Genomic DNA, 20,614 nt, shown 5'->3' on the forward strand with positions numbered 1-20,614 from the left:
TTGGTTGAAATTTTTTTAGGTTTATATGATAATGAGGAACGTGTTGTAATAGAAAACAAAATAATGGATGATATTTAAGAGAAGAGGATTCAAATGGAAAATCAAAATAAATTATACCATTTTGTTGGTATTAAAGGATCAGGAATGAGCTCATTGGCACTTGTCCTACACGAGCAAGGGTTACCAGTACAAGGATCAGATATCGAAAAATATTTCTTTACACAAAGGGATTTAGAAAAAGCAAATATCAAAATTTTGCCTTTTGATGCAGAGAATGTTCAACCTGGAATGACGATCATTGCTGGTAATGCTTTCCCAGATACGCATGAGGAGATTCAAAGAGCGAAAGAGTTGGGATTAGAAGTTGTTCGTTATCATGACTTTATCGGCGACTTTATCCAAAACTACACGAGTATTGCAGTGACTGGTTCACATGGTAAAACGAGTACGACAGGATTACTTTCACATATGTTGACTGGCATTCGTCCAACAAGTTATTTAATTGGTGATGGCACAGGACATGGCGATCCTCAAGCAGAATTTTTTGCATTTGAAGCTTGTGAATATCGTCGCCATTTCTTAGCATATTCGCCTGATTATGTTATCATGACAAATATTGATTTTGATCATCCAGATTATTATACAAGTATTGATGATGTGTTTACCGCATTTCAATCAATGGCAAATCAAGTGAAAAAAGCGATCTTTGCCTATGGAGACGATGCTTACTTAAGAAAATTAGAAGCAGATGTTCCGATCTATTATTATGGTGTTTCTGAAGATGATGATATCCAAGCTCGGAATATCGAACGCACAACGACGGGGTCAGCTTTCGATGTGTACCACAAAGATGAATTTGTGGGACATTTCACTGTTCCTGCTTTTGGCAAACATAATATATTAAACGCATTAGGCGTGATCGCAGTTGCTTATTTTGAAAAACTAGACCAAGAAGAAGTAGCGAAAGAATTGTTAACTTTCCCAGGTGTAAAACGTCGCTTCAGCGAAAAAATCGTAGCTGATATGACAGTTGTAGATGATTATGCCCATCATCCAGCTGAAATCAAAGCAACAATCGATGGGGCTCGACAAAAGTACCCTGATAAAGAAATCATTGCAGTTTTCCAACCTCATACATTTACCCGCACAATTGCTTTGATGGATGAGTTTGCAGAAGCACTAGATCTTGCAGATAAAGTTTATCTATGTGATATATTTGGCTCTGCTCGTGAAGAACAGGGCGATGTCAAAATTGAAGATCTTGGCAATAAAATCAAAAAAGGTGGTCAAGTGATCAAAGAAGACAATGTTTCTCCTTTACTTGATTTCCATGATGCTGTCATTATCTTTATGGGTGCAGGGGACGTTCAAAAATTTGAACAAGCGTATGAAAAATTATTAAGTAGTACGACAAAGAATGTATTGTAATCTATTTTTTTAAGTAGTCGATTGTAAAGCAGTCTCTATCTGTTAAAGAATGAAACTTAACAGGTAGAGATTTTTTGATTTTTCTGGTTTTCAAAAGAGGAATCAACATCGCTGTCTTCTTTCAGTTTCGTTAATATTTTCTTGTTTTAATCAGTGTAACTTGCCTTTTTGGACTGTTTTGATACAATAAGAAGTGATCAATATATAAACTGGAGGGTTACTAACTTGAACATAAGTAAACCACGTAAATTAGGAAAAACCATCAATGAACTGGAGGAAGGGGACTCGTTGTCTTTAACTGAATCGATTGAAGACAATCAGCTGTTATTGTATTTAGGACTAACAAATGATGCGAATCCACTCTACATCCAACATGAATTTGCGAAACAAACGGAGTACCAACAACCGATTGTGCCTTCTGTCATGTTGATGGGCATCATCACCAGTGCAATTTCAAAACATTTGCCAGGTCCTGGGTCTCATGTAGTCAATTTTTCTGTCAATTTTATTGAGCCAGTTTTCCATTATCAAACATTGACTTTTCAGTTTGATATTATCAAAGTAGACAAAATGAAAAATGTCGTGACAATCTCTGTCGAAGCAAACAATAGCGAAGAAAATCGGGTATTGGATGCAGTAGTGATGGTTCAGCCACCGGTCGAACCAGAATTAGAGATTACTCTTGAAAGTGAAGGTGAAACATATGAATAATCAAGGTACTATTTCAACAGGACTGAATCGCTTCTATGCTAAGGTCTATGGTTATCTAGGAGGAGGTCTAGCATTAAGTGCGATTATCTCTTATCTCGCATTACAAGTATATCCTCAACAAGTTTTCTCGTTCATCAATAATTTCCCATTAGGCTTTATGGGTCTCTGGATCGTAGAGTTGATTTTAGTAGTTGTATTGGGCGTTAAAGCAGCTAAAACCCCAAGTTTAGCTATTGGTGGTTTTATTGCGTATTCGCTCTTGAATGGACTGACGTTAGCTGTCACATTAGCGATGTATGATATCGGTAGCATTACCAGAGCGTTTATTACAGCAACTGGAATGTTTTTAGGGATGTCCGTTGTAGGCTTGGTTACTAAAAAAGATTTGACAGGTGTCGGCCGTGCCGGAATGGCCGCATTGATCGGTGTCATTATTGCCATGGTCTTAAATGTCTTTATCTTACGAAGCAGCGCAGTAGAGTTGTTTATTTCTCTTCTTTTAGTCGTGATCTTCGCAGGAATTACCGCATATGACAACCAAAAGATCCGGTCAATCTATATAGAATCAAATGGGACAGCACACAGTGGAATTGCCGTTTTCTTGGCATTGCAACTATACCTTGATTTTATCAACTTGTTCTTAGCATTCTTAAGAATTTTCGGACGTAACAATTAAGCGATTGAATGGACAGTTCAATTGAACAATAATTATGAGAGTGAAAAGCATTGAGTCTTTTCACTCTTTTTTGTCCAGTAAAGTGGCTAATTTGCGTTTTTCTTTTCGCTTTCCTCAGTATTCTTTGTTAGAATAAATAAGAACTTTACAGTAAGGAGTTAGGCAGATGACAAAAAATAAATTATTACTTGTAGATGGAAATAGTGTTGCTTTTCGCGCATTTTTTGCTTTACACAATTCATTAGAACGGTTTAAAAATAGAAATGGGTTGCATACAAATGCGATCTATGCTTTTAACACGATGTTTGAAAATGTGATGCAAAAAGAGCAACCTACTCATGTATTAGTTGCATTCGATGCAGGAAAGACGACATTTAGAACCGAGATGTATGCAGAATACAAAGGTGGCCGTTCAAAAACTCCTGGAGAATTTAAAGAACAGATGCCTTACATTCGTGAATTACTCACAGGACTAGGTGTCCAATACTATGAATTACCTAATTATGAAGCGGATGACATCATTGGGACATTAGCCGAAAAAGTCAATAAAGAAGAATTTGATGTCGTTGTTTTATCTGGTGATCGAGATCTGACTCAATTAGCTAGTAATGAAATCAAAGTAGACATTACGGTGAAAGGTGTGAGTGATATCGAAAGTTACACACCTGAACATGTGGCTGAAAAATATGATGGATTGACGCCAAATCAAATCATTGATATGAAAGGTTTGGCAGGAGACGCTTCAGACAATATTCCTGGTGTGACGAAAATCGGCGAAAAAACAGCAATCAAATTGTTAAAACAATATGGATCCGTTGAAGGGATCTATGAGCATATTGATGAAATGAAACAAAGCAAAATGAAAGAAAATTTGATCAATGATAAAGAACAAGCTTTCTTATCCAAACAATTAGCGACGATCAATACAGATGCGCCAGTTGAAGTCTCAATTGATTCATTGAAATATGAAGGGAAAAACTTAGAGAAATTGGTGCCATTTTATAAAGAAATGGAATTTAAACAATTCCTGGCAAAACTGGACCTTGTTGAGGAAGAAGTAGAACTTGAAGATATCCTATTTGAAGTAGTCCATGAATACCATGAGGACATGTTCACGACTGACATGGCTTTATATGTGGAGATGATGGGAGACAATTACCATACAGAAGATATCGTGGGTGTAGCTTGGGGGACGAAACAAAAAATTTATGTTACGAATGATCTAGCGTTATTTGAGAACGAAGCTTTTTGTGCTTGGCTAGCTGATCCAACACGGTTGAAAAAAGTCTATGATGCTAAACGGACTTATGTGGCTTTAAATCGTTATGCTACGAAAACAAAAGGGATCGATTTTGATGTCTTGCTTGGTGCCTACTTGCTTGATACAAATGAGAAAAGTACGGATATTGAAGGAATCGCTGCCCATTATGGCTATCATGAAGTGCAGTCAGATGAAGCAATTTATGGAAAAGGGGCAAAAAAAGGATTACCGGAAGAGGAAGAAGTATTTTTTGCCCACCTTGCCAGAAAAGTATCTGCCATTAATGTTTTAACACCTAAGTTAAGTCAAGAATTAACAGAAAAAAACCAAATGGCCTTGTTCCGTGAGATGGAACTACCCCTTTCAATCATCTTAGCTGAAATGGAAATCACTGGTATCAAAGTTGATGCTTCTCGTTTACAAGAAATGAAAATCGAATTCTCCGATCGATTGAAAGAGATCGAGGAAACAATCTATCAAGAGGCTGGTGAATCCTTCAATTTAAACTCACCAAAACAATTAGGGGTCATTTTATTTGAAAAAATGGGGTTACCGGTGATCAAGAAAACGAAGACAGGCTATTCCACTGCGGTCGATGTTTTAGAACAATTAAGAGAACAAGCCCCAATCGTGGATGACATCTTGACGTATCGCCAAATCGCCAAGATCCAATCAACTTATGTGGAAGGTTTGTTAAAAGTCATTCAATCCGATGGAAAAGTCCATACCAGATATGTTCAAACATTGACTCAAACAGGGCGTTTAAGTTCAGTAGATCCTAATTTACAGAATATTCCTATCCGCTTAGATGAAGGGCGAAAGATTCGCCAAGCATTTGTGCCTAGAGAAAAAGACTGGTTGATCTATTCATCTGACTATTCACAAATCGAATTGCGTGTCTTAGCTCATATCTCGAATGATGAACATTTAAAAGCAGCCTTTCTTGAAGGACAAGACATCCATGCAAGTACTGCTATGCGTGTTTTTGGGATTGAAAAAGCAGAAGATGTCACACCAAATATGCGTCGTCAAGCAAAAGCAGTCAATTTTGGGATCGTTTATGGCATTTCTGACTATGGTTTATCACAAAATCTTGGGATTACAAGAAAAGCAGCACAACAGTACATTGATACGTATTTTGAGAAATATCCTGGAGTCAAAGAATATATGGAACGTATCGTTCGTGAAGCAAAGGAACAAGGCTTTGTCGAAACCCTTTACCATCGCAGACGTTATTTACCAGATATCAATTCACGAAATTATAATATACGTTCTTTTGCTGAAAGAACCGCAATCAATACCCCAATCCAAGGAAGTGCCGCTGATATTCTTAAAATCGCGATGATCGAGTTGGATAAACGCTTAAAAGAAGAAAAACTATCAGCAACCATGTTGTTACAAGTACACGATGAATTGGTTTTTGAAGTGCCAGAAACAGAATTAGAACGATTAGACAAATTAGTAAGTGAAGTCATGGAACATGCCGTGTCCTTACACGTACCATTGATTACAGACAGTAGTTGGGGAAAAACGTGGTATGAAGCGAAATAGCTGATTGCCACTATTGAACCGATCTGTTCAATAAATAGATAAAAAAGCAAATAAGTCGAAGGTGAAAACATGCCAGAATTACCAGAAGTAGAAACTGTACGAAAAGGCTTGTCTCGTTTAGTCGTTGGAAAGAAAATCCTAAAAATCCAAGTCTTATGGCCAAGAATCATTGAACAACCAGAAACAGCAATCTTTGAAGCTTCGTTAGTTGGCGAAGAGATTCTGGCTATTGATCGAAGAGGCAAGTTTTTAATTTTTCGTTTGAGTCATTATGAATTGATCTCGCATTTACGTATGGAAGGAAAATACCAATTTGTTGAAAAAAATGAACCGATCGATAAACACACGCATGTCATTTTTTTCTTTGAAGATGGTAGCCAACTCCGATACCATGATGTACGTAAATTTGGACGAATGACATTAGTTGAAAAAGGAGCGAGTGATGCTTACAAAGGCATCATGAAATTAGGTCCAGAGCCGTTGCCAGATACATTTTTATTAGACGGCTTTCGTTTAGGCTTACAAAAATCTCATAAAGCGATTAAACCATTATTATTAGATCAAAAATTAGTAACAGGCCTAGGGAATATCTATGTTGATGAAGCACTTTGGGAAGCGAAGATCCATCCAGAACAGCCAGCGGATACATTGAAGCCCAAAGAAGCAGAGTTGTTACGAAAAGCAATTATTGACGTGTTGTCTCGGGCAATCGAGGCTGGCGGAACGACGATCAGGAGTTATCTCAATGCGTTAGGCGAGTCAGGTAACTTTCAAGTAGCTTTACATGTCTATGGTCAGACTGGTCAACCATGTGTTCGTTGTCATACACCGATCGTCAAAACAAAAGTAGCGCAAAGGGGGACTCACTATTGTCCAAATTGCCAAAGACTAAAAATCAGCAAGTAGGCTATGTCTTAGGCTTAACTGGTGGGATTGCTACTGGGAAAAGCACTGCAGCAGCTGTTTTTAGCCGTCACCAAATCCCGATGATCGATGGAGATATCATCGCCCGTGAAGTCGTCCAACCTCAGACTCCTGGATTGGCGGCAATCGTTCAAGAATTTGGGGAAGAAATCCTTCAAGAAGATGGCTCGCTTGATCGAGTAGCTTTAGCTAAGATTATTTTCGATTCGACAGAACAAAGACAAAAACTTGATCGCTTATTAGACCCATTTATCCGTCAAGCGATTACGGAACAGATTAAGCAACAAAAAGCAAATTATCCTTTAGTTGTCGTTGATATCCCTTTATTATTTGAAGGTCATTATGAACAGGAAATGGATGCTGTAGCAGTCGTTTACCTTCCAGAAGAAATTCAATTGCAACGTTTGATGAAAAGAAATCAATTGACACTGGACGAAGCAAAGAAAAGAATACAAAGCCAGATGCCGATTGAAGAGAAGAAAAAATTAGCAGATATCGTTTTTGACAATTCCGGTAGTAAGGATGAACTGACTTGTCAAATCGAACGTTGGCTCTCGGACTTCAACAATCGATTTCTTTGAGTATATTTAGATAGTTTGCTATGCTGAATATAAAGAAAAGAGGGGGATTGGTATGGGGACTTTTAAAAATCAAAAAGATAAAGTAGTCGGTTCTGCAAAAGAAAAACTAGGAGAGATCTTGAATAAAGATGAACTGGTAGATGAAGGACGGGCACAATGAGAAGCTGCAAAAGAAAATGATGAACGCTACAAAGCCAGAGTCGATGAATTAGAAGACCAACAAGCAGAAAAAGAAGCCAAGGAGCAAGATCTGACACAAGAACGAAAAAAAGATGATCCAACACACAAAAAAACACCTTTACCAGAATCCGATCATATTCCTGAACAACAAAAAATCGATGAACAACGAATGAAACATTATACAGGGATTGAAGAAAAACTTTAATAGGTATCACTTAGAACATTGAAACAGAGGTTGAGACAAGTTTTGTCTCAACCTCTGTTCCTACGTTTAGTCAAGAGAAATTTATAAATCAAATGTTTTATTTTTGAACTAGATTCGTAAGAAGAAAATGAAGGCATACGAAATAAACCAAGTAACAAGAAATTTTTTTTACTTGGTTTATGCTATAATGACTGTATAAGGTTAATCCTTTATTGGTCGTTAGAGGCCGTATACGCATAAGCGTACATTGTATGCTTCCTGACCATGGAATGCATACACTTCAGTAGCTTGTTCATACAAGCGTAAGTTGTTTTAGCAAGCTGTCAAGTTTGTCCATTCTTTCAGAGAGATTTGTTTTATCATCTTTTTGGTTATTTGATAGCTTATCAATTGCTTTTTTTGCAACTTCAATATGTTTGCTGTCTCGTGTTTCATAAGCTTGATCGACAGCAGATTTAGCAGATTCAAGATTTTCTTTCTCTTTCTTGATTAGAGCTTCTTGTTTTTGCTGTGCTTGTACTTCGTTGTTATGGTTGACAACACCGTATGTTCCACCGCAGATAGCAAGGACAGCGATTATTGCAATAGCTATCACTTTTTTCTTGTTCATGCTATTTACCTTCTTTCGTATACTTTGTTCCATTCGCCAAACCTGCCAACCCTTCAGCAGACTCGATAACAAATGATTTTTTATCTTTTGAAAGTTCAGCAGTCATATTGTAATCGCCTAATTCTATTTGAAGTTGATCACCTGAAATTTCATAAGTACCTCTATTTTTTTTCCCACTTGTGTTTTCTGTGACGGTATCTCCATTAAAAATGAGCGTGCTTTCTGACTCCATTAAAAGCAAATGAACTTTAGCGGTGTACTTGCCGTTCAATTTTTTTGAGTTATTGTATAGTGAGAAGCCGATGACACCAATGATTGCGATTACTGCCATAATGATTAAGGGTTTCTTTTTCATCTTCTAGATTGCCTCCTATTTTTTGCTAGTATTTAAAAATGTTCCAACATTTGCTGCGGCTGATATAGAAGCCATTGTGTTTGTTGATTTTGCAACAGCAAGATTTTGTTGCTGTAAAGCTAATTGATCATTTTGGAAATCTTGATTCTCTGCAATATTAAAAGCTTCTTGAAACGTTATTGCACGATTTTCTTTGATTAGATTTATTAGACGATCAATAATCCAATATGAATAAAATTTTTGTGGGAAGTCATTCATACCTGCAAGATAATTATTATCATTTTGCTCGTTGTATAAATTTTGTGTTGCTGCTTGAATTCCTAACTTTGCCTGTTTTCCACTACGTACTCTCGAAACAATTAATACGATTACTGCGAGCAGCCAAATTACTCCCCAGATGTTTAATAGGATCTCATTAGAAAGAAGTAATAAACCTACGCAAAGACGACCGATAATCATCAATATAAAATAATTTCTATATTTCCTTTTGAGTTCTAGAAAATTATTTTTGGTAACAGATAAATCATACTTTGCATCTTGAACCGCTGCGGTAAGCTTCTGCTTTTTGTATAAATAGTTTAGAACTTTCTCTTTTCCCCTAACATATCCATTATTAGTCTCCATTGTATGCACTCCCTTTTTAATTAGTAACCAATACAACTATACCTAAAAAAGGACTTATTAGTCTATTTTACATTTTATTAAAGGATTAATAAATTCTAACTAAAATGATGAAATACCTTTAATCTTGATTGAGAGAGTTTAAAGGGGATAGCCATTATGAAATTAGACCAGGAAATAGCGAACCGTATAAGGGAGCTCCGAATTGCTAAAAACATGACTCAAGAACAGTTAGCTGAGAAAATAGGCTTTGATGTTTCGTACTTGGGTAGGATTGAACGTGGGAAGTCTGCAAACATTCAAATAAGTACTCTGGAAAAAATTATCGAAGCGCTTGATGAAGATTATCCAGCTTTCTTTTCTTTTGGAACAACAACAAATAGAGAAGCTGCTGTTATTCACGCTCTATCTATATCAAAGAACAAAGATGAACTGCTCAATATTATTGAAAGAATTATAAAACTGGAGCAAAAATAGATTGCAGAGACCGTCAATATTGGCGGTTTTTTATTTTGCATAAAACTGCTAATTCGTAAATTTCGTTTCCCATTCGTGCGCTTTGATGAATGATTCCTTTCACCTTTTCGTATCGGCAGAAGCAATTTAGCAATAACCTTTTTCCATTGCAAGGGTCGGGCAAAGCCGCTCAAATGAATTTGCCCCTTTCCATTACAAAAGAACATTGCTGTGTCAATTGCGCCGACAGCGAAAAAGCAAAATGAACCATTCCACTCAAAATCGATACGAGGCTTTTTGAAAACTAAATCAAAAATCAAGTTCTTAAAGATGCCTCAGCTCGAAACAAAATGGATGGTCAAAAACTGAAGGGCGGAATTGACATGAAAAAAATTGTTGTGACACAAGAAATGATGCAAAAACAGGATGGAAAAAGAGCGGGTGGTTATAGTAAATTTTGGATTTATTTAACGAATTTACGAGCATATCGTGAAGGAGTAATGTTGGGTGTGTATCTTCATTTTCCATTTGATGAGAAAGACTTAGAAGAAGCATATAAGATGATCTACGTTGGCAATGAGTTTATAGATGAAAATGGGGAATCTTATGAGGAGTATTTTATAGCTGATCATGACGCACCATTTTCGATAGATGAATATGATTTTCCACAGAAATTGGCTGAAAAATACGATAATCTGAGGAGCTATATGAGTTATCCAGAAGAGGTGGTTCGGTATATCGCTGATTTTGAAGGGAAAGAAGCAAGTATTATTCATTTAGGTGGGAGTGAAAATTTAAGTAAGTATGAGCGAGTAGGGCATTCGGTGGTAGCATTGGGCTATTATGAAGTACCACGTAATTTGTTAAGTTATATCGATTATGAAAAGTTGGGTAAAGATTTTCTGATGAAATCAAGTGGTGATATTGTAGGTGATTATTTTATTGAAATTGATTGATTTAGAGAGCCGTCTAGTGGAGATAGCGTTTTATGTGATGTGTTATAAAAACTATTGGAAAAGGTAACAAATTAAATGTATAGTTGATTATAAAGGAATGAGGAGGTAGTTAGATGTTTGATTACATGAGATACTTGAAAGAGAAAGACTCATTATCATTTGAAGATTCATTAGACATTTATAATTCAATCTTCAAGGTACTAGAGAACCAAGATGATTATTTACACGAATTATGGGAAGAGGTTGTAAATTCAGCTTTAGCCTACTCTAAAATGAGAACCTATTGGAATTATTTTTCAAGGGAAGAAAAACAAGATAAGGATAAATTAAGAACTAGACTTCATAATACATTCATTATTAATTTGAAGGCATTTTATAGACGAGGAGAACAAATGGGATTGGATGGGGACTGGATGGAAAAACTTAGGTTGCCAGAAGAAAGAAAACGTTGGGGAGATTTTGCGGGGTACATTGTTTGCTTTGAAAATATTAAGGCGAGATAAATTGAATAGATTTCATGATAATAATTAATTGGAAACCATACATCTATTTTGTCATGTTGGTGATTTTTTAGGGGGAGGAGAGTTATCGTGGAAACATTGAAACCCAATGATCAAGAAAAAGAAGTATTAATACTGTTTTACAATAGGTTTTATGCGCTATTTGACGAAATATTAAGTGATGATTTTTTTGAGAAAGATGCTACTGAACGCTTTTATAAACTAAGAGAAACTTTTTCGGTATATAAAGAATTGTTGAGTTATGAACCAATTAAGGAGTATCTAAAATGGATGAAAAAGGGTGGAAGACCGATTCTTGAAGGAATTATCGCAGATGATTTGTTTAGCTTTATCAGAAATTTATTGTTGCATTTTCCTATTTTTGATAAGTGGGATGATGTATATATAACTAAAAACTTGGCAACTTGGAGTAAATCAGGGCAAATAGATAAATTTCTAAATAAGTGCATTAAAATAAAGATCGATGGTAAGGGAACTGTGAAATATAGAATTTGGGAAGAAAAAAAGCAAAAAATGACTTATTTCAACGTGAATTTCCCTGAAAAATATGATAATGAAAATATCTATTTGAAGGATATAATTGCTGAAGAAGTAGGAATAAAATTCTGCGTGGCTTTAATGAGAGAGGTTTTAGATAAGCAAATAGAAAACCCTGATGAACCAATAATAAGGATAATGTCTCAAGTGTATTTTCCAATAGGAGTAGAAAAAAAGTAGCTAAATAGTAAATAATTCATATTTAAAGCAAAAAAATATTTTAGCTGACTTAATATACTATAGATAATTTCTATAGAGTCTTACAGTTATTAATAAAACCCCAAAATGTTACACTTAGAAATTTTCTATTATGAATATCTATAGAGAGGAAATATATTTCAATGAGAAGGAAAAATAATTTTGATAGCCTTTTGGAAAGACTTATTTTTCTAAATAAAGAAATTGAACTGCGAGGAAAACTCAATCTTAATGATTTATCCGTACATTCAGAAGATTTTTATATAAACTTGTTTAATCAATTACTTGGATTAAATTTAAAAAATCTAAATACTGACAAATCAAACGCTGAAGCTATTGATTTATTTGACTCTGAAAATAAAATGATAGTACAAGTAACTGCAACCTGCACAAAACGAAAAATAGAAAATACATTGAAAAAAGCAGTCTTACAATCCTACGCAGATCAGAATTATAAAATTCAATTTATTTTTGTAGGGGTTCAAAATAATAAAATTAAGTCAGGCACTTTTTTAAATCCTTTTCAAATTAAATTTGATCCTCGAAAAGACATCTTTCTTACAGAGGATATACTAAGAGTTTTTAATACTTTAGATATTCCAAGTCAAGAAGATATACTGGAGCTTATTAATTTAGAGCTTCCTAAAATAAAAATTTCAAATAATAAAAAGCTAAAGAAAGAGATTTGCACAGAAATTAGTCAACTTTTGAATGAAAACAAGCTTATATGGCAAAATTTTGGGCCTAATTCTAAAATGGCGATAATAAACCCTTTAGAACAAACCACTTTTAACCTTTGGAACTCTCGAAAACAAGAAATATTTTCAAATAATAATAGAATTTTAGAATTATTCCATAAGCATGAGAATCTATTTGATTTAGATGAAAGAAAAATCTTTACGGATTTCAAAGAACACGCATTTTCATTTGCAACAAATGATACAATTAGAATAGATAGCACATTATATAAAGTTTTTCCTCAGCATTTTACAGAGTTGGTAAATAGGATTTTAGAAGAGAAAGAGGGATAATTAATGGGAAATGCAAGCGACAAAGCAAGACCTGAAAGTGTTTTATATTTTGAGAAAATTATTAGAAGTCACGATAAAGTGAGGTCTTTGGAAAAAATCGACGAATATCTATATTGTTTAACTTTATATAATTCAAAAGAATATAAAGTTTATATCACTAACCTCTATACAGTAGGTATTGCTGATGTAATAGAGTTATCGCGAACATATGACCTAAATGCTATAGTAACTATGTCTTCATGGAATAGCTATACATTGGAAGCAAAGGAATACGGACAAAGTATGGGTATTGGGGTTTTTATATTTAAAGAGTTGATGGGGGCAATTAATTTTGATAGACCAGAACAATACTTTACGACATATGATGAGCATGGAAATAAAGTATATGAAGGTGCCAGAGGTTAAAATTTATCAATTTGGTTCATCGTTAAGTTCTGATGCGCCAAATGATCTTGATATTCTAATTATATATAGGCTTTCAAACTTGAATGAAATTGATGAAGTAATACATTTTAAAAATAATATTAAATTAAAGATAGAAGCGGTTTTACTTATTCCTGTGGATATCGTCTTATTATCAGAGAGCGAAGCACTACAATTGCATTATCTTGATAAGATTACTTATCACAGGATTTTTTAAATAGTAACCATTAATTTAGTTCATCGAAAGCTAGCTATTCGATACTATGATATACACCAATGACTCGCGTTTTTTTGTTTTAATCCCCACCATTCATCTAAAATCTATTGAATTTGGTTGATATTAGATCAAAATTAATAGGGTGAAAAATCTTGATATAAAAGCATTTGAAACCAAATAAATAACATTTCTACCAAACCAGGTCTTAAGAAAGCTCGTAAAGCTTCACAGTTCTCAAAACGTTAAGACTACTATTATATCAACGTTTCAGACACTTTCTATTTTTGGAAGGTGTCTTTTTTTTGTGTGTTTTGAAAACCACCTGCTATGCAGGTGGTTCCGGAAAGCTTCCAGCGAGGTATAAAAAAACCCTCCTAAACTGATAAGATGAAGTAGGTTTCCCGACCACCACATCAAAAAATTTAGGAGGTACCTTTTTATGAAAAAGGCTACAAAAAGTTTATCACACACTGTTTGGAAATGTAAGTATCATATAGTATTCGCTCCGAAATATCGCCGCCAAATCATTTATGGCAAATACAAAGCAAGTATTGGAGAGATTATACGTGAATTATGCGAAAGAAAGGGCGTTGAGATTTTAGAAGCAAATGTTTGTCCAGATCATATACATATGTTAGTCAGTATCCCACCAAAAATAAGTGACTCTCAATTTTTAGGTTACCTAAAAGGAAAAAGTAGTTTAATGATTTTTGATAGACATGCAGAACTCAAATATCGTTATGGAAATAGAAAGTTTTGGTGTAGAGGATATTATGAGGACACAGTAGGACGAAACAAGAAAAAAATCGCAGAATATATTCGTAATCAATTACGAGAAGACCACGTAGCAGATCAGCTTACATTGTTTGAAGAAGTTGATCCGTTTACTGGAGAAAAAATCGTAAGAAACACTAAGAGCTTCTTTGAGAAGCAGCGAGTAAATGTGGTGCAAGAGGGAACCGATTCGGTAAGTCTTTTAGACTTAGGCCGGTAAAAGAGGCTTTCAGCCGCAGAACAAACCACCCGTTCACACGGGTGGTTTTGATTGAAATATGCACCTGAAAGAAGTTTTTTAAAAATCATTTTTTACATGCAGTTTTCTCGAAAGTCAAGCCTAATTGTTTTGCTTTGGAACAATTTCGATCAATCGATTGAAAAAAAGGTTCTTCTAACGAGGTTTTTTATACAGGAGAGTCGCCTGTAAGAATTGTTTCATGTTATAATACAACTAGTTACATGTGTGAAACTTTTTTTATGGAAAAGCAGGAGTGAATCATAAAAATATTGTTTCATACGTAATTATTTACGTAACTATTATCGAGTGAAAATTTATCCTTTGACTGTTCGTTGAATCAATACTATATAAATTGATTCAATATATTAAATGAATGTATATCAGAAAAATTTCAGATTAAGAGGTGAAAATAATGAGATGTCCTAGATGTCAACATAACAATTCCCGAGTGATTGATAGTCGACAAGCGGATGATGGTCGAGCAATTCGTCGAAGACGAGAGTGCGAAAACTGTTCTTTTCGTTTTACAACATTTGAAAGAATTGAAGCAGCACCTTTATTAGTGATCAAAAAAAATGGGGAACGGGAAGAATTTAATCGTGACAAGATTTTAAGAGGATTAATCCGTTCAGCAGAAAAAAGACCAGTTGCGATGGAACAAATGGAGCAAATCGTAAATCATGTTGAAAATCGGGTGCGAAGTCTTGGTGAAAATGAAGTATCGACGACGTTGATCGGAGAATACGTGATGGAAGATCTGGTCAATTTAGATGAGATTGCTTATATCCGTTTTGCCAGTGTTTATCGTCAATTTAAAGATATGTCGGTGTTTTTAAAAGAATTACAAGACATCGTTGATAAAGCAAAAGAAAATAATAAAGAGAATCATAAAGAGAATCATAAAGAAAACAACGAATAAATCAGAAATAAAATCAAGTCATAAAAGGAGGCCAAATTCCTTGGATAACGCATGGAAAGAGCTTCAACCTAAAAATATCTACCAAGGAAGAAAAAGCTATCCACTAAGAGAAGAAGGGAAATCCTCATTACTTTATCTCTACCAGCCATTAATCGGCAGTGAAGCTTTGAGTTTGTATTTTACCTTACTATCAGAAATTCCTTTACAAAAAGGCGTTGGACCGGAAGGATTACATGCTGATCTGTTAAGTAGCTTGAATTGTGGTATTCCTCAGCTTTATGAAGCACGAAAAAAACTAGAAGGGATCGGACTTTTAGAAGTTTTTTTCAAAGAAGACCCTAGCTTAGGGGGATGTTTTATTTATGAGTTACTTGAGCCAATTGAACCGTTAGCATTTTTTAAAGATACATTATTGTCTTTTCTGCTATTAGAAAAAGTCGGTCAACGGCGTTTCGATCAGTTGATCCAACTATTTCAGCCGGAACATTTTTCGACGAATGATTATCAAAAGATCACGAAGAAATTTTTAGAAGTATATCGCTTTAATGAAAAAACTTATGCTGCAGATCAAGAGAAACTCGAGGAAAACCAACAGTCATTTACAACCAAATCAGCTGATCTGGGGAAGTCCATGGAACAATCCACTCTTGATTGGCGCTTTTTGACAGATTGGTTGGCAAAAAAACATATCATGAATCTAGATGAATCATTGAAGGAACAGTTAACAATGTATCATTTACTTTATGGCGTGGATGAGTTGACATTAGGTGAATGGGTCGTACAAGCGTATGATTTTTCTGAGCAGACAGTATCTGTCAAAGAGCTTCAATGCATCGTATTGATGAACCAACAGACGAAGCGAACAAATACATTGGCTAATCAAAATGAAGATGCAACCTCTGCCAATCAGAATGAGACACCTAAGGAAGCAACTGCTCTGACAAATGCGACACTACAGTTAGTGAACGAAGCCAAAAGCATTCCGCCAATGAAATATTTAGAGGCACTGAAACAAGCAAAAGGCGGCTATGTGTCAAAACAAGAAACTTGGCTTTTACAGGATTTAGTTTCACAATCGGGATTGTCGAATAGTTTGATCAATATCCTGATCAATTATGTCTTAGTAATCAAAGATCGTCCTAGCTTAACCGCAAGCTTTGTCAACACGATCGCTAACGAATGGGCACAAAAAAAGATCATGACCCCAGAAGAAGCCATTGAACATATTCGGAAAACCAATAGCAAAGGCAAACAAAATACTAAAAATACGAACCAGAATTATTCAACTAATCGTCGAAACGTTCGTCGTGAGAAATTACCGGATTGGGTCAACCAGCCTAAAGAAGAGAAAAAAATCAGTAGTGAGAAAAAAGCGGAGATCGAACGACGATTCAAAGAATATTTTGCCAAGAAGGAGGGAGATAGCTAATGGAAGATGTAGGAAAAGAATTAAAGCGGATCATCAGCCAGCGAAATTATCAACAAAAATTTGCTGAAATGATCGAAGAAGTCCTTAACGATCCAGATGTGCAAGCCTTTTTGGCGGATCACAAAGATGAATTAACACAAGCAGATATCGAAAAAAGTTATGCAAAACTATATGAATTTGTCCAAGAAAAACGAAAATACCAAAAAAATGATCCTACGATGATCGCTCCTGGCTATGAGCCCAAGCTAACCTTGAATTTTCATTATGTCGATGTGACTTATGTTCCAACAGAAGCCTTATTGGCGAAGAAAAGACAAGAAGAAATCAGGAACCGGATCAAAGCTGTCGATATGCCAAAAGATATCCAAGATGCTTCTTTCAATAATTTTGAGCGTACCGATGGACGGAGCTATGCGAGCTTTGAAGCATTAGACTTTGTGGAAAATTATAGTGCAAGTCCCAAAGACTATCACAAAGGACTCTATTTAGTTGGCAGCTTTGGAATAGGAAAGACCTATCTTTTAGGAGCGACTGCCAGAGAACTAGCCATTAAAGGCTTTACAACTACACTTGTCCATTTTCCAACTTTTGCTGTTGAAATGAAACAAGCGATTGGAAAAGATCAAGTCGCAGAAAAACTAGATGCGGTCAAACGTTCACCCATTTTAATGATGGATGACATTGGCGCCGATGCAATGAGTAGTTGGATCAGAGATGAAGTCTTTGGTGTGATTTTGCAATATCGAATGCAAGAGCAACTGCCAACCTTTTTCTCTTCCAATTTTACAATGAATGAATTGGAACAACATCTTGCTGTGACACAGCGTGGAGATGAAGAACCATTGAAAGCCAAACGAATCATGGAACGAATCCGTTACTTGACGAAAGAAATTGAAATGACTGGACGCAATCGGAGAAATGGCTAACGAAAAGAGAAAGCATAGAAGTCATAATTGTAGCCTTAGTAGGCTTAGAAGATGTGATCGAGAAAGCCTTTTGCTGAATGAGTTATTGCCCTATTTCCTGCCTATTGCTTTGATGGGTAGGAAAATAAGCAATGCAAACAATTAATTGAGAGAAGTCTGCAAATAATTCTCTTTTCAATGACTCTCGATGTTCACTTAGTTATTCAAGAAACTCATAATTTGAGATGAAAGTGTATCTGAATTCATACTTAACGCCACTTTTTTTGATCGTAACAAGCTACAAAAGTGGTGTCATACTGGATAGAGTGATGATTACAGAGAAGCTTATGCCTGATCAATAGTCATCATGGTAACGAAAAAAGACAACCATAAATTTCTGATGAACAAGTATCAAAAACAAAATTGAACGACTAAAAACAGAATGTATTGATTATCGTCAACTAAATAAAAAGTCAAAGAACGATCATCAATTGAAGTAATGTAAATAATTAGCCGGAGGATAAAGATATGAAAGTGATTTTTTCTTGTTTGTTGGCGACAGGGTTACTTTTTTCGCTAACAGGTTGTGGTAATGGAGATAAAAATGAGGCATCGATCGATTCGATTAGTGCGGAAACAACGACTAAAGCGAAGGATTCTTCTAACGAAGGACAAAGTATTTTTAAGGGTGAAATTGAAAGTATTGATGACTCAGTCGATGATACCATTCAAATCAAAGTGGTCAATGTAGATGAAATCGAAGACCCCGAGAATATTGGAACCTCTTTTGATAATGATGGTGTAACACTAAATGTTTCGAATGATCAATTAGTCGGAGGTAAGGAATCTTTTCAAAAAGGTGACGAGATAAAGTTTACTTTAAAAGAAAAACCAATTATGACAATGTCAATCCCTCCGCAAATTCCTGGTAATTCGATCGTTGAGGTAAGAGTTATTGAATAGTCAGTGTTAAACGTTTCGTAAAAGCAAATAGCTCATCAGGAGATTTGAAATTTTTCTTTTTCAAATCTCCTTCATTTATAGGGAAAATGTTATAATGAGGGGGAAGGAGTGAAGGTATGAACCACTTAGATTTATCGAAACGCTTAGCATTAGTGGGAGAACATGTCCCAACAGGAGCGTTTTTAGCAGATATTGGCTCTGACCACGCTTACTTGCCAGTTGCATTAATGTTAAAGGATAAAATTGAATTTGCTGTAGCTGGCGAAGTGGTGAAAGGCCCTTATGAGTCAGCAAAAAAACAAGTACAGAAAAATGGTTTAGAAAAGCGGATCGTTGTTCGTTTAGCTAACGGATTAGATGCGATTGAGCCAACAGATCAAATCAATGCGATCACGATTGCTGGTATGGGTGGGGCTTTGATTCGAGATATTTTAGAAGCAGGCGCCAAACAACATCGTTTAACAGGGAAGGAGCGTTTGATTCTCCAACCAAATATTGGCGAGCAAGCAGTGAGGAAATGGTTGCAAGACAATCACTATCAAATTATTGCAGAAGAGATTTTAGAGGAAAACAAAAAAATCTATGAAATCATTGTAGCTGAAAAAACATCGACGAAGCATATCTATAATGAGGAAGAGATTCTGTTTGGTCCATTTTTATTGCAAGGAAAAACAGTGGTCTTCCAAAAGAAATGGCAAAGAGAATTAAAACAAAGACAAGCGATTTTAAAACAATTGGCACAAGCACAGAACCAAGAAGAACGTGTTGAAGCGATAAAAAAAGAAATTCAGATGATCGAGGAGGTTTTAGCTTAATGGCGATCAACGGTAATGAATTTATTCGCAAATTTGAAGAATATTGTCCTCAATGGTTGGCTGAAGAAGGAGATCCTGTGGGGCTACACTTCGGAACATTAAATAAACCGATTCAACGCATAATGATGACGTTAGATGTTCGTCCAGAAGTTGTGCAAGAAGCCATCGAAAAAAAGATTGATTTGTTAATCGCTAAACATCCTCCCATTTTTCGACCAATTAAACGATTAACAACGGATCATCCACAAGAAAAAATGTATGCTGATTTATTAAAACATGATATTGCTGTCTATGCAGCACATACCAATATGGATATTATCGAGGATGGATTGAATGATTGGTTTTGTGAAGCGTTAGGAATCAACGTCGAAAATTATTTGTTAAAGACACATACAAGGCATTACAAAAAACTAGCTGTTTATGTACCGGTTGAAGACGCTGACAAATTACGTAAGGCTTTAGCTGAGGCTGGTGCGGGTGAACAAGGTCATTACGATCATACAAGTTTTACCAGTATTGGCGAAGGTCGTTTTCGACCGAATGAACAGGCACATCCCGCAATTGGTAAAAATGGCCAACTAGAAAAGGTAGAAGAAGCTAAAGTGGAAGTGATTTTTCCTGAAGACCGTGAGGAAAAAGTGTTATCAGCTATGTATCGTGTCCATCCTTATGAAGAAGTAGCATTTGATTTGTTTTCAATTGACGAACCGACTCAAACCTGGGGGATCGGTCGAATCGGAGAATTACCAGAAGCGCTTGATTTAGATACCTTTGTATCTAAAGTAAAAGAAGTCTTCCAATTAGAAGGGCTACGAGTTGTTCGTCCAACTCATACAAAGAGCACTGTTAAAAGAATCGCCATTTGTGGTGGTAGTGGCGAAAAGTTCTATCCTTATGCATTAGCTCAAAAAGCGGATGTTTATATTACTGGAGATATCTATTACCACACAGCTCAAGATATGCAAAGTGCAGGCTTGATTGCGATTGATCCAGGTCATTATATTGAATCTTTATGTAAAGAAAAGTTTGTCGAAAAATTTGAGAAATGGAAACAAGAAGAAAATTGGACCGTTGATTTCTTTGTTTCAGAAACGGATACGAACCCATTTCAATTTAACTAAAGGAG

The 20,614-nt window shown here is 35.6% G+C and carries 22 protein-coding genes and 2 pseudogenes; 21 read left to right on the plus strand and 3 right to left on the minus strand.

Features of this window, described 5'->3' with window-relative positions:
* The first annotated feature begins 93 nt into the window (after window positions 1-93).
* The 7 genes and pseudogenes from murC (at window position 94) to AB3I12_RS00755 (ending at window position 7,517) form a co-directional block, all read left to right on the plus strand.
* Complete coding sequence (murC, locus tag AB3I12_RS00725; RefSeq protein WP_010737682.1) at window positions 94-1,428, plus strand: UDP-N-acetylmuramate--L-alanine ligase; 1,335 nt, start codon at window positions 94-96, stop codon at window positions 1,426-1,428.
* Between the two features lie 225 nt (window positions 1,429-1,653).
* Window positions 1,654-2,139, plus strand: a complete 486-nt coding sequence (locus tag AB3I12_RS00730) for a MaoC/PaaZ C-terminal domain-containing protein (protein ID WP_063627186.1) — start codon at window positions 1,654-1,656, stop codon at window positions 2,137-2,139.
* Complete coding sequence (locus AB3I12_RS00735) at window positions 2,132-2,815, plus strand: Bax inhibitor-1/YccA family protein (protein WP_063627185.1); 684 nt, start codon at window positions 2,132-2,134, stop codon at window positions 2,813-2,815. The genes AB3I12_RS00730 and AB3I12_RS00735 overlap by 8 nt, the downstream gene beginning before the upstream one ends.
* 166 nt (window positions 2,816-2,981) lie before the next feature.
* Window positions 2,982-5,627, plus strand: a complete 2,646-nt coding sequence (gene polA / locus AB3I12_RS00740) for a DNA polymerase I (protein ID WP_010737679.1) — start codon at window positions 2,982-2,984, stop codon at window positions 5,625-5,627.
* 69 nt (window positions 5,628-5,696) lie between these two features.
* The gene (gene mutM / locus AB3I12_RS00745; RefSeq protein WP_063627184.1) at window positions 5,697-6,533 is read left to right on the plus strand and encodes a DNA-formamidopyrimidine glycosylase; all 837 of its coding nucleotides are present in this window, start codon (window positions 5,697-5,699) and stop codon (window positions 6,531-6,533) included.
* Window positions 6,497-7,132, plus strand: a complete 636-nt coding sequence (gene coaE, locus AB3I12_RS00750; RefSeq protein ID WP_010719037.1) for a dephospho-CoA kinase — start codon at window positions 6,497-6,499, stop codon at window positions 7,130-7,132. The genes mutM and coaE overlap by 37 nt, the downstream gene beginning before the upstream one ends.
* A gap of 52 nt (window positions 7,133-7,184) precedes the next feature.
* A pseudogene (locus AB3I12_RS00755) lies at window positions 7,185-7,517 on the plus strand (CsbD family protein).
* Window positions 7,518-7,809: 292 nt separating this feature from the next.
* On the opposite strand, the gene AB3I12_RS00760 reads toward AB3I12_RS00755, so the two are convergent.
* From AB3I12_RS00760 to AB3I12_RS00770, 3 genes are read right to left on the minus strand one after another with little or no spacing between them, the layout of a single operon-like run.
* Complete coding sequence (locus AB3I12_RS00760) at window positions 7,810-8,127, minus strand: hypothetical protein (RefSeq protein ID WP_063627183.1); 318 nt, start codon at window positions 8,125-8,127, stop codon at window positions 7,810-7,812.
* Window position 8,128: 1 nt separating this feature from the next.
* Window positions 8,129-8,482 (minus strand): hypothetical protein, encoded by a 354-nt coding sequence (locus tag AB3I12_RS00765; protein WP_063627182.1) that lies wholly within the window; start codon window positions 8,480-8,482, stop codon window positions 8,129-8,131.
* A 15-nt stretch (window positions 8,483-8,497) separates the two neighbouring features.
* Window positions 8,498-9,106 carry a hypothetical protein gene (locus tag AB3I12_RS00770; RefSeq protein WP_063627181.1) on the minus strand — a complete coding sequence of 203 codons (609 nt, stop codon included), beginning with the start codon at window positions 9,104-9,106 and terminating at the stop codon, window positions 8,498-8,500.
* Window positions 9,107-9,262: 156 nt separating this feature from the next.
* Between AB3I12_RS00770 and AB3I12_RS00775 the strand changes: the two genes are divergently transcribed.
* From AB3I12_RS00775 to AB3I12_RS00840, 14 genes and pseudogenes are all read left to right on the plus strand, one after another.
* Window positions 9,263-9,580, plus strand: coding sequence for a helix-turn-helix domain-containing protein (locus AB3I12_RS00775; RefSeq protein WP_063627180.1), 318 nt, complete (start codon window positions 9,263-9,265; stop codon window positions 9,578-9,580).
* 362 nt (window positions 9,581-9,942) lie between these two features.
* Complete coding sequence (locus AB3I12_RS00780; protein ID WP_063627179.1) at window positions 9,943-10,515, plus strand: antirestriction protein ArdA; 573 nt, start codon at window positions 9,943-9,945, stop codon at window positions 10,513-10,515.
* A gap of 113 nt (window positions 10,516-10,628) precedes the next feature.
* Window positions 10,629-11,018 carry a hypothetical protein gene (locus AB3I12_RS00785; protein ID WP_063627178.1) on the plus strand — a complete coding sequence of 130 codons (390 nt, stop codon included), beginning with the start codon at window positions 10,629-10,631 and terminating at the stop codon, window positions 11,016-11,018.
* Between the two features lie 87 nt (window positions 11,019-11,105).
* Complete coding sequence (locus AB3I12_RS00790) at window positions 11,106-11,753, plus strand: hypothetical protein (protein WP_081248817.1); 648 nt, start codon at window positions 11,106-11,108, stop codon at window positions 11,751-11,753.
* Between the two features lie 161 nt (window positions 11,754-11,914).
* Window positions 11,915-12,802 carry an SMEK domain-containing protein gene (locus tag AB3I12_RS00795; RefSeq protein WP_063627176.1) on the plus strand — a complete coding sequence of 296 codons (888 nt, stop codon included), beginning with the start codon at window positions 11,915-11,917 and terminating at the stop codon, window positions 12,800-12,802.
* 3 nt (window positions 12,803-12,805) lie between these two features.
* Window positions 12,806-13,207: a hypothetical protein gene (locus AB3I12_RS00800; RefSeq protein WP_063627175.1), complete on the plus strand. Its 402-nt coding sequence runs from the start codon at window positions 12,806-12,808 to the stop codon at window positions 13,205-13,207.
* The gene (locus AB3I12_RS00805) at window positions 13,188-13,442 is read left to right on the plus strand and encodes a hypothetical protein (RefSeq protein ID WP_063627174.1); all 255 of its coding nucleotides are present in this window, start codon (window positions 13,188-13,190) and stop codon (window positions 13,440-13,442) included. Before AB3I12_RS00800 ends, AB3I12_RS00805 begins: the two co-directional genes overlap by 20 nt.
* Window positions 13,443-13,881: 439 nt before the next feature.
* Window positions 13,882-14,340, plus strand: a pseudogene (gene tnpA / locus AB3I12_RS00810) (IS200/IS605 family transposase); the annotation flags it as partial.
* Window positions 14,341-14,869: 529 nt separating this feature from the next.
* A complete protein-coding gene (gene nrdR / locus AB3I12_RS00815) occupies window positions 14,870-15,376 on the plus strand; it encodes a transcriptional regulator NrdR (RefSeq protein ID WP_063627173.1) in 507 nt (168 codons plus the stop codon).
* A gap of 40 nt (window positions 15,377-15,416) precedes the next feature.
* Complete coding sequence (locus tag AB3I12_RS00820; RefSeq protein ID WP_063627172.1) at window positions 15,417-16,805, plus strand: replication initiation and membrane attachment family protein; 1,389 nt, start codon at window positions 15,417-15,419, stop codon at window positions 16,803-16,805.
* A complete protein-coding gene (dnaI, locus tag AB3I12_RS00825) occupies window positions 16,805-17,731 on the plus strand; it encodes a primosomal protein DnaI (protein WP_010737675.1) in 927 nt (308 codons plus the stop codon). The genes AB3I12_RS00820 and dnaI overlap by 1 nt, the downstream gene beginning before the upstream one ends.
* 507 nt (window positions 17,732-18,238) lie before the next feature.
* Window positions 18,239-18,673 (plus strand): lipoprotein, encoded by a 435-nt coding sequence (locus tag AB3I12_RS00830; RefSeq protein WP_010737674.1) that lies wholly within the window; start codon window positions 18,239-18,241, stop codon window positions 18,671-18,673.
* Window positions 18,674-18,789: 116 nt separating this feature from the next.
* A complete protein-coding gene (locus AB3I12_RS00835) occupies window positions 18,790-19,488 on the plus strand; it encodes a tRNA (adenine(22)-N(1))-methyltransferase TrmK (protein ID WP_063627171.1) in 699 nt (232 codons plus the stop codon).
* Window positions 19,488-20,609 carry a Nif3-like dinuclear metal center hexameric protein gene (locus AB3I12_RS00840; RefSeq protein WP_063627170.1) on the plus strand — a complete coding sequence of 374 codons (1,122 nt, stop codon included), beginning with the start codon at window positions 19,488-19,490 and terminating at the stop codon, window positions 20,607-20,609. Before AB3I12_RS00835 ends, AB3I12_RS00840 begins: the two co-directional genes overlap by 1 nt.
* The last annotated feature ends 5 nt before the right edge of the window (window positions 20,610-20,614 follow it).

This window comes from Enterococcus sp. C65, assembly GCF_040887165.1.
Taxonomy (GTDB): Bacteria; Bacillota; Bacilli; order Lactobacillales; family Enterococcaceae; genus Enterococcus_B; species Enterococcus_B hirae.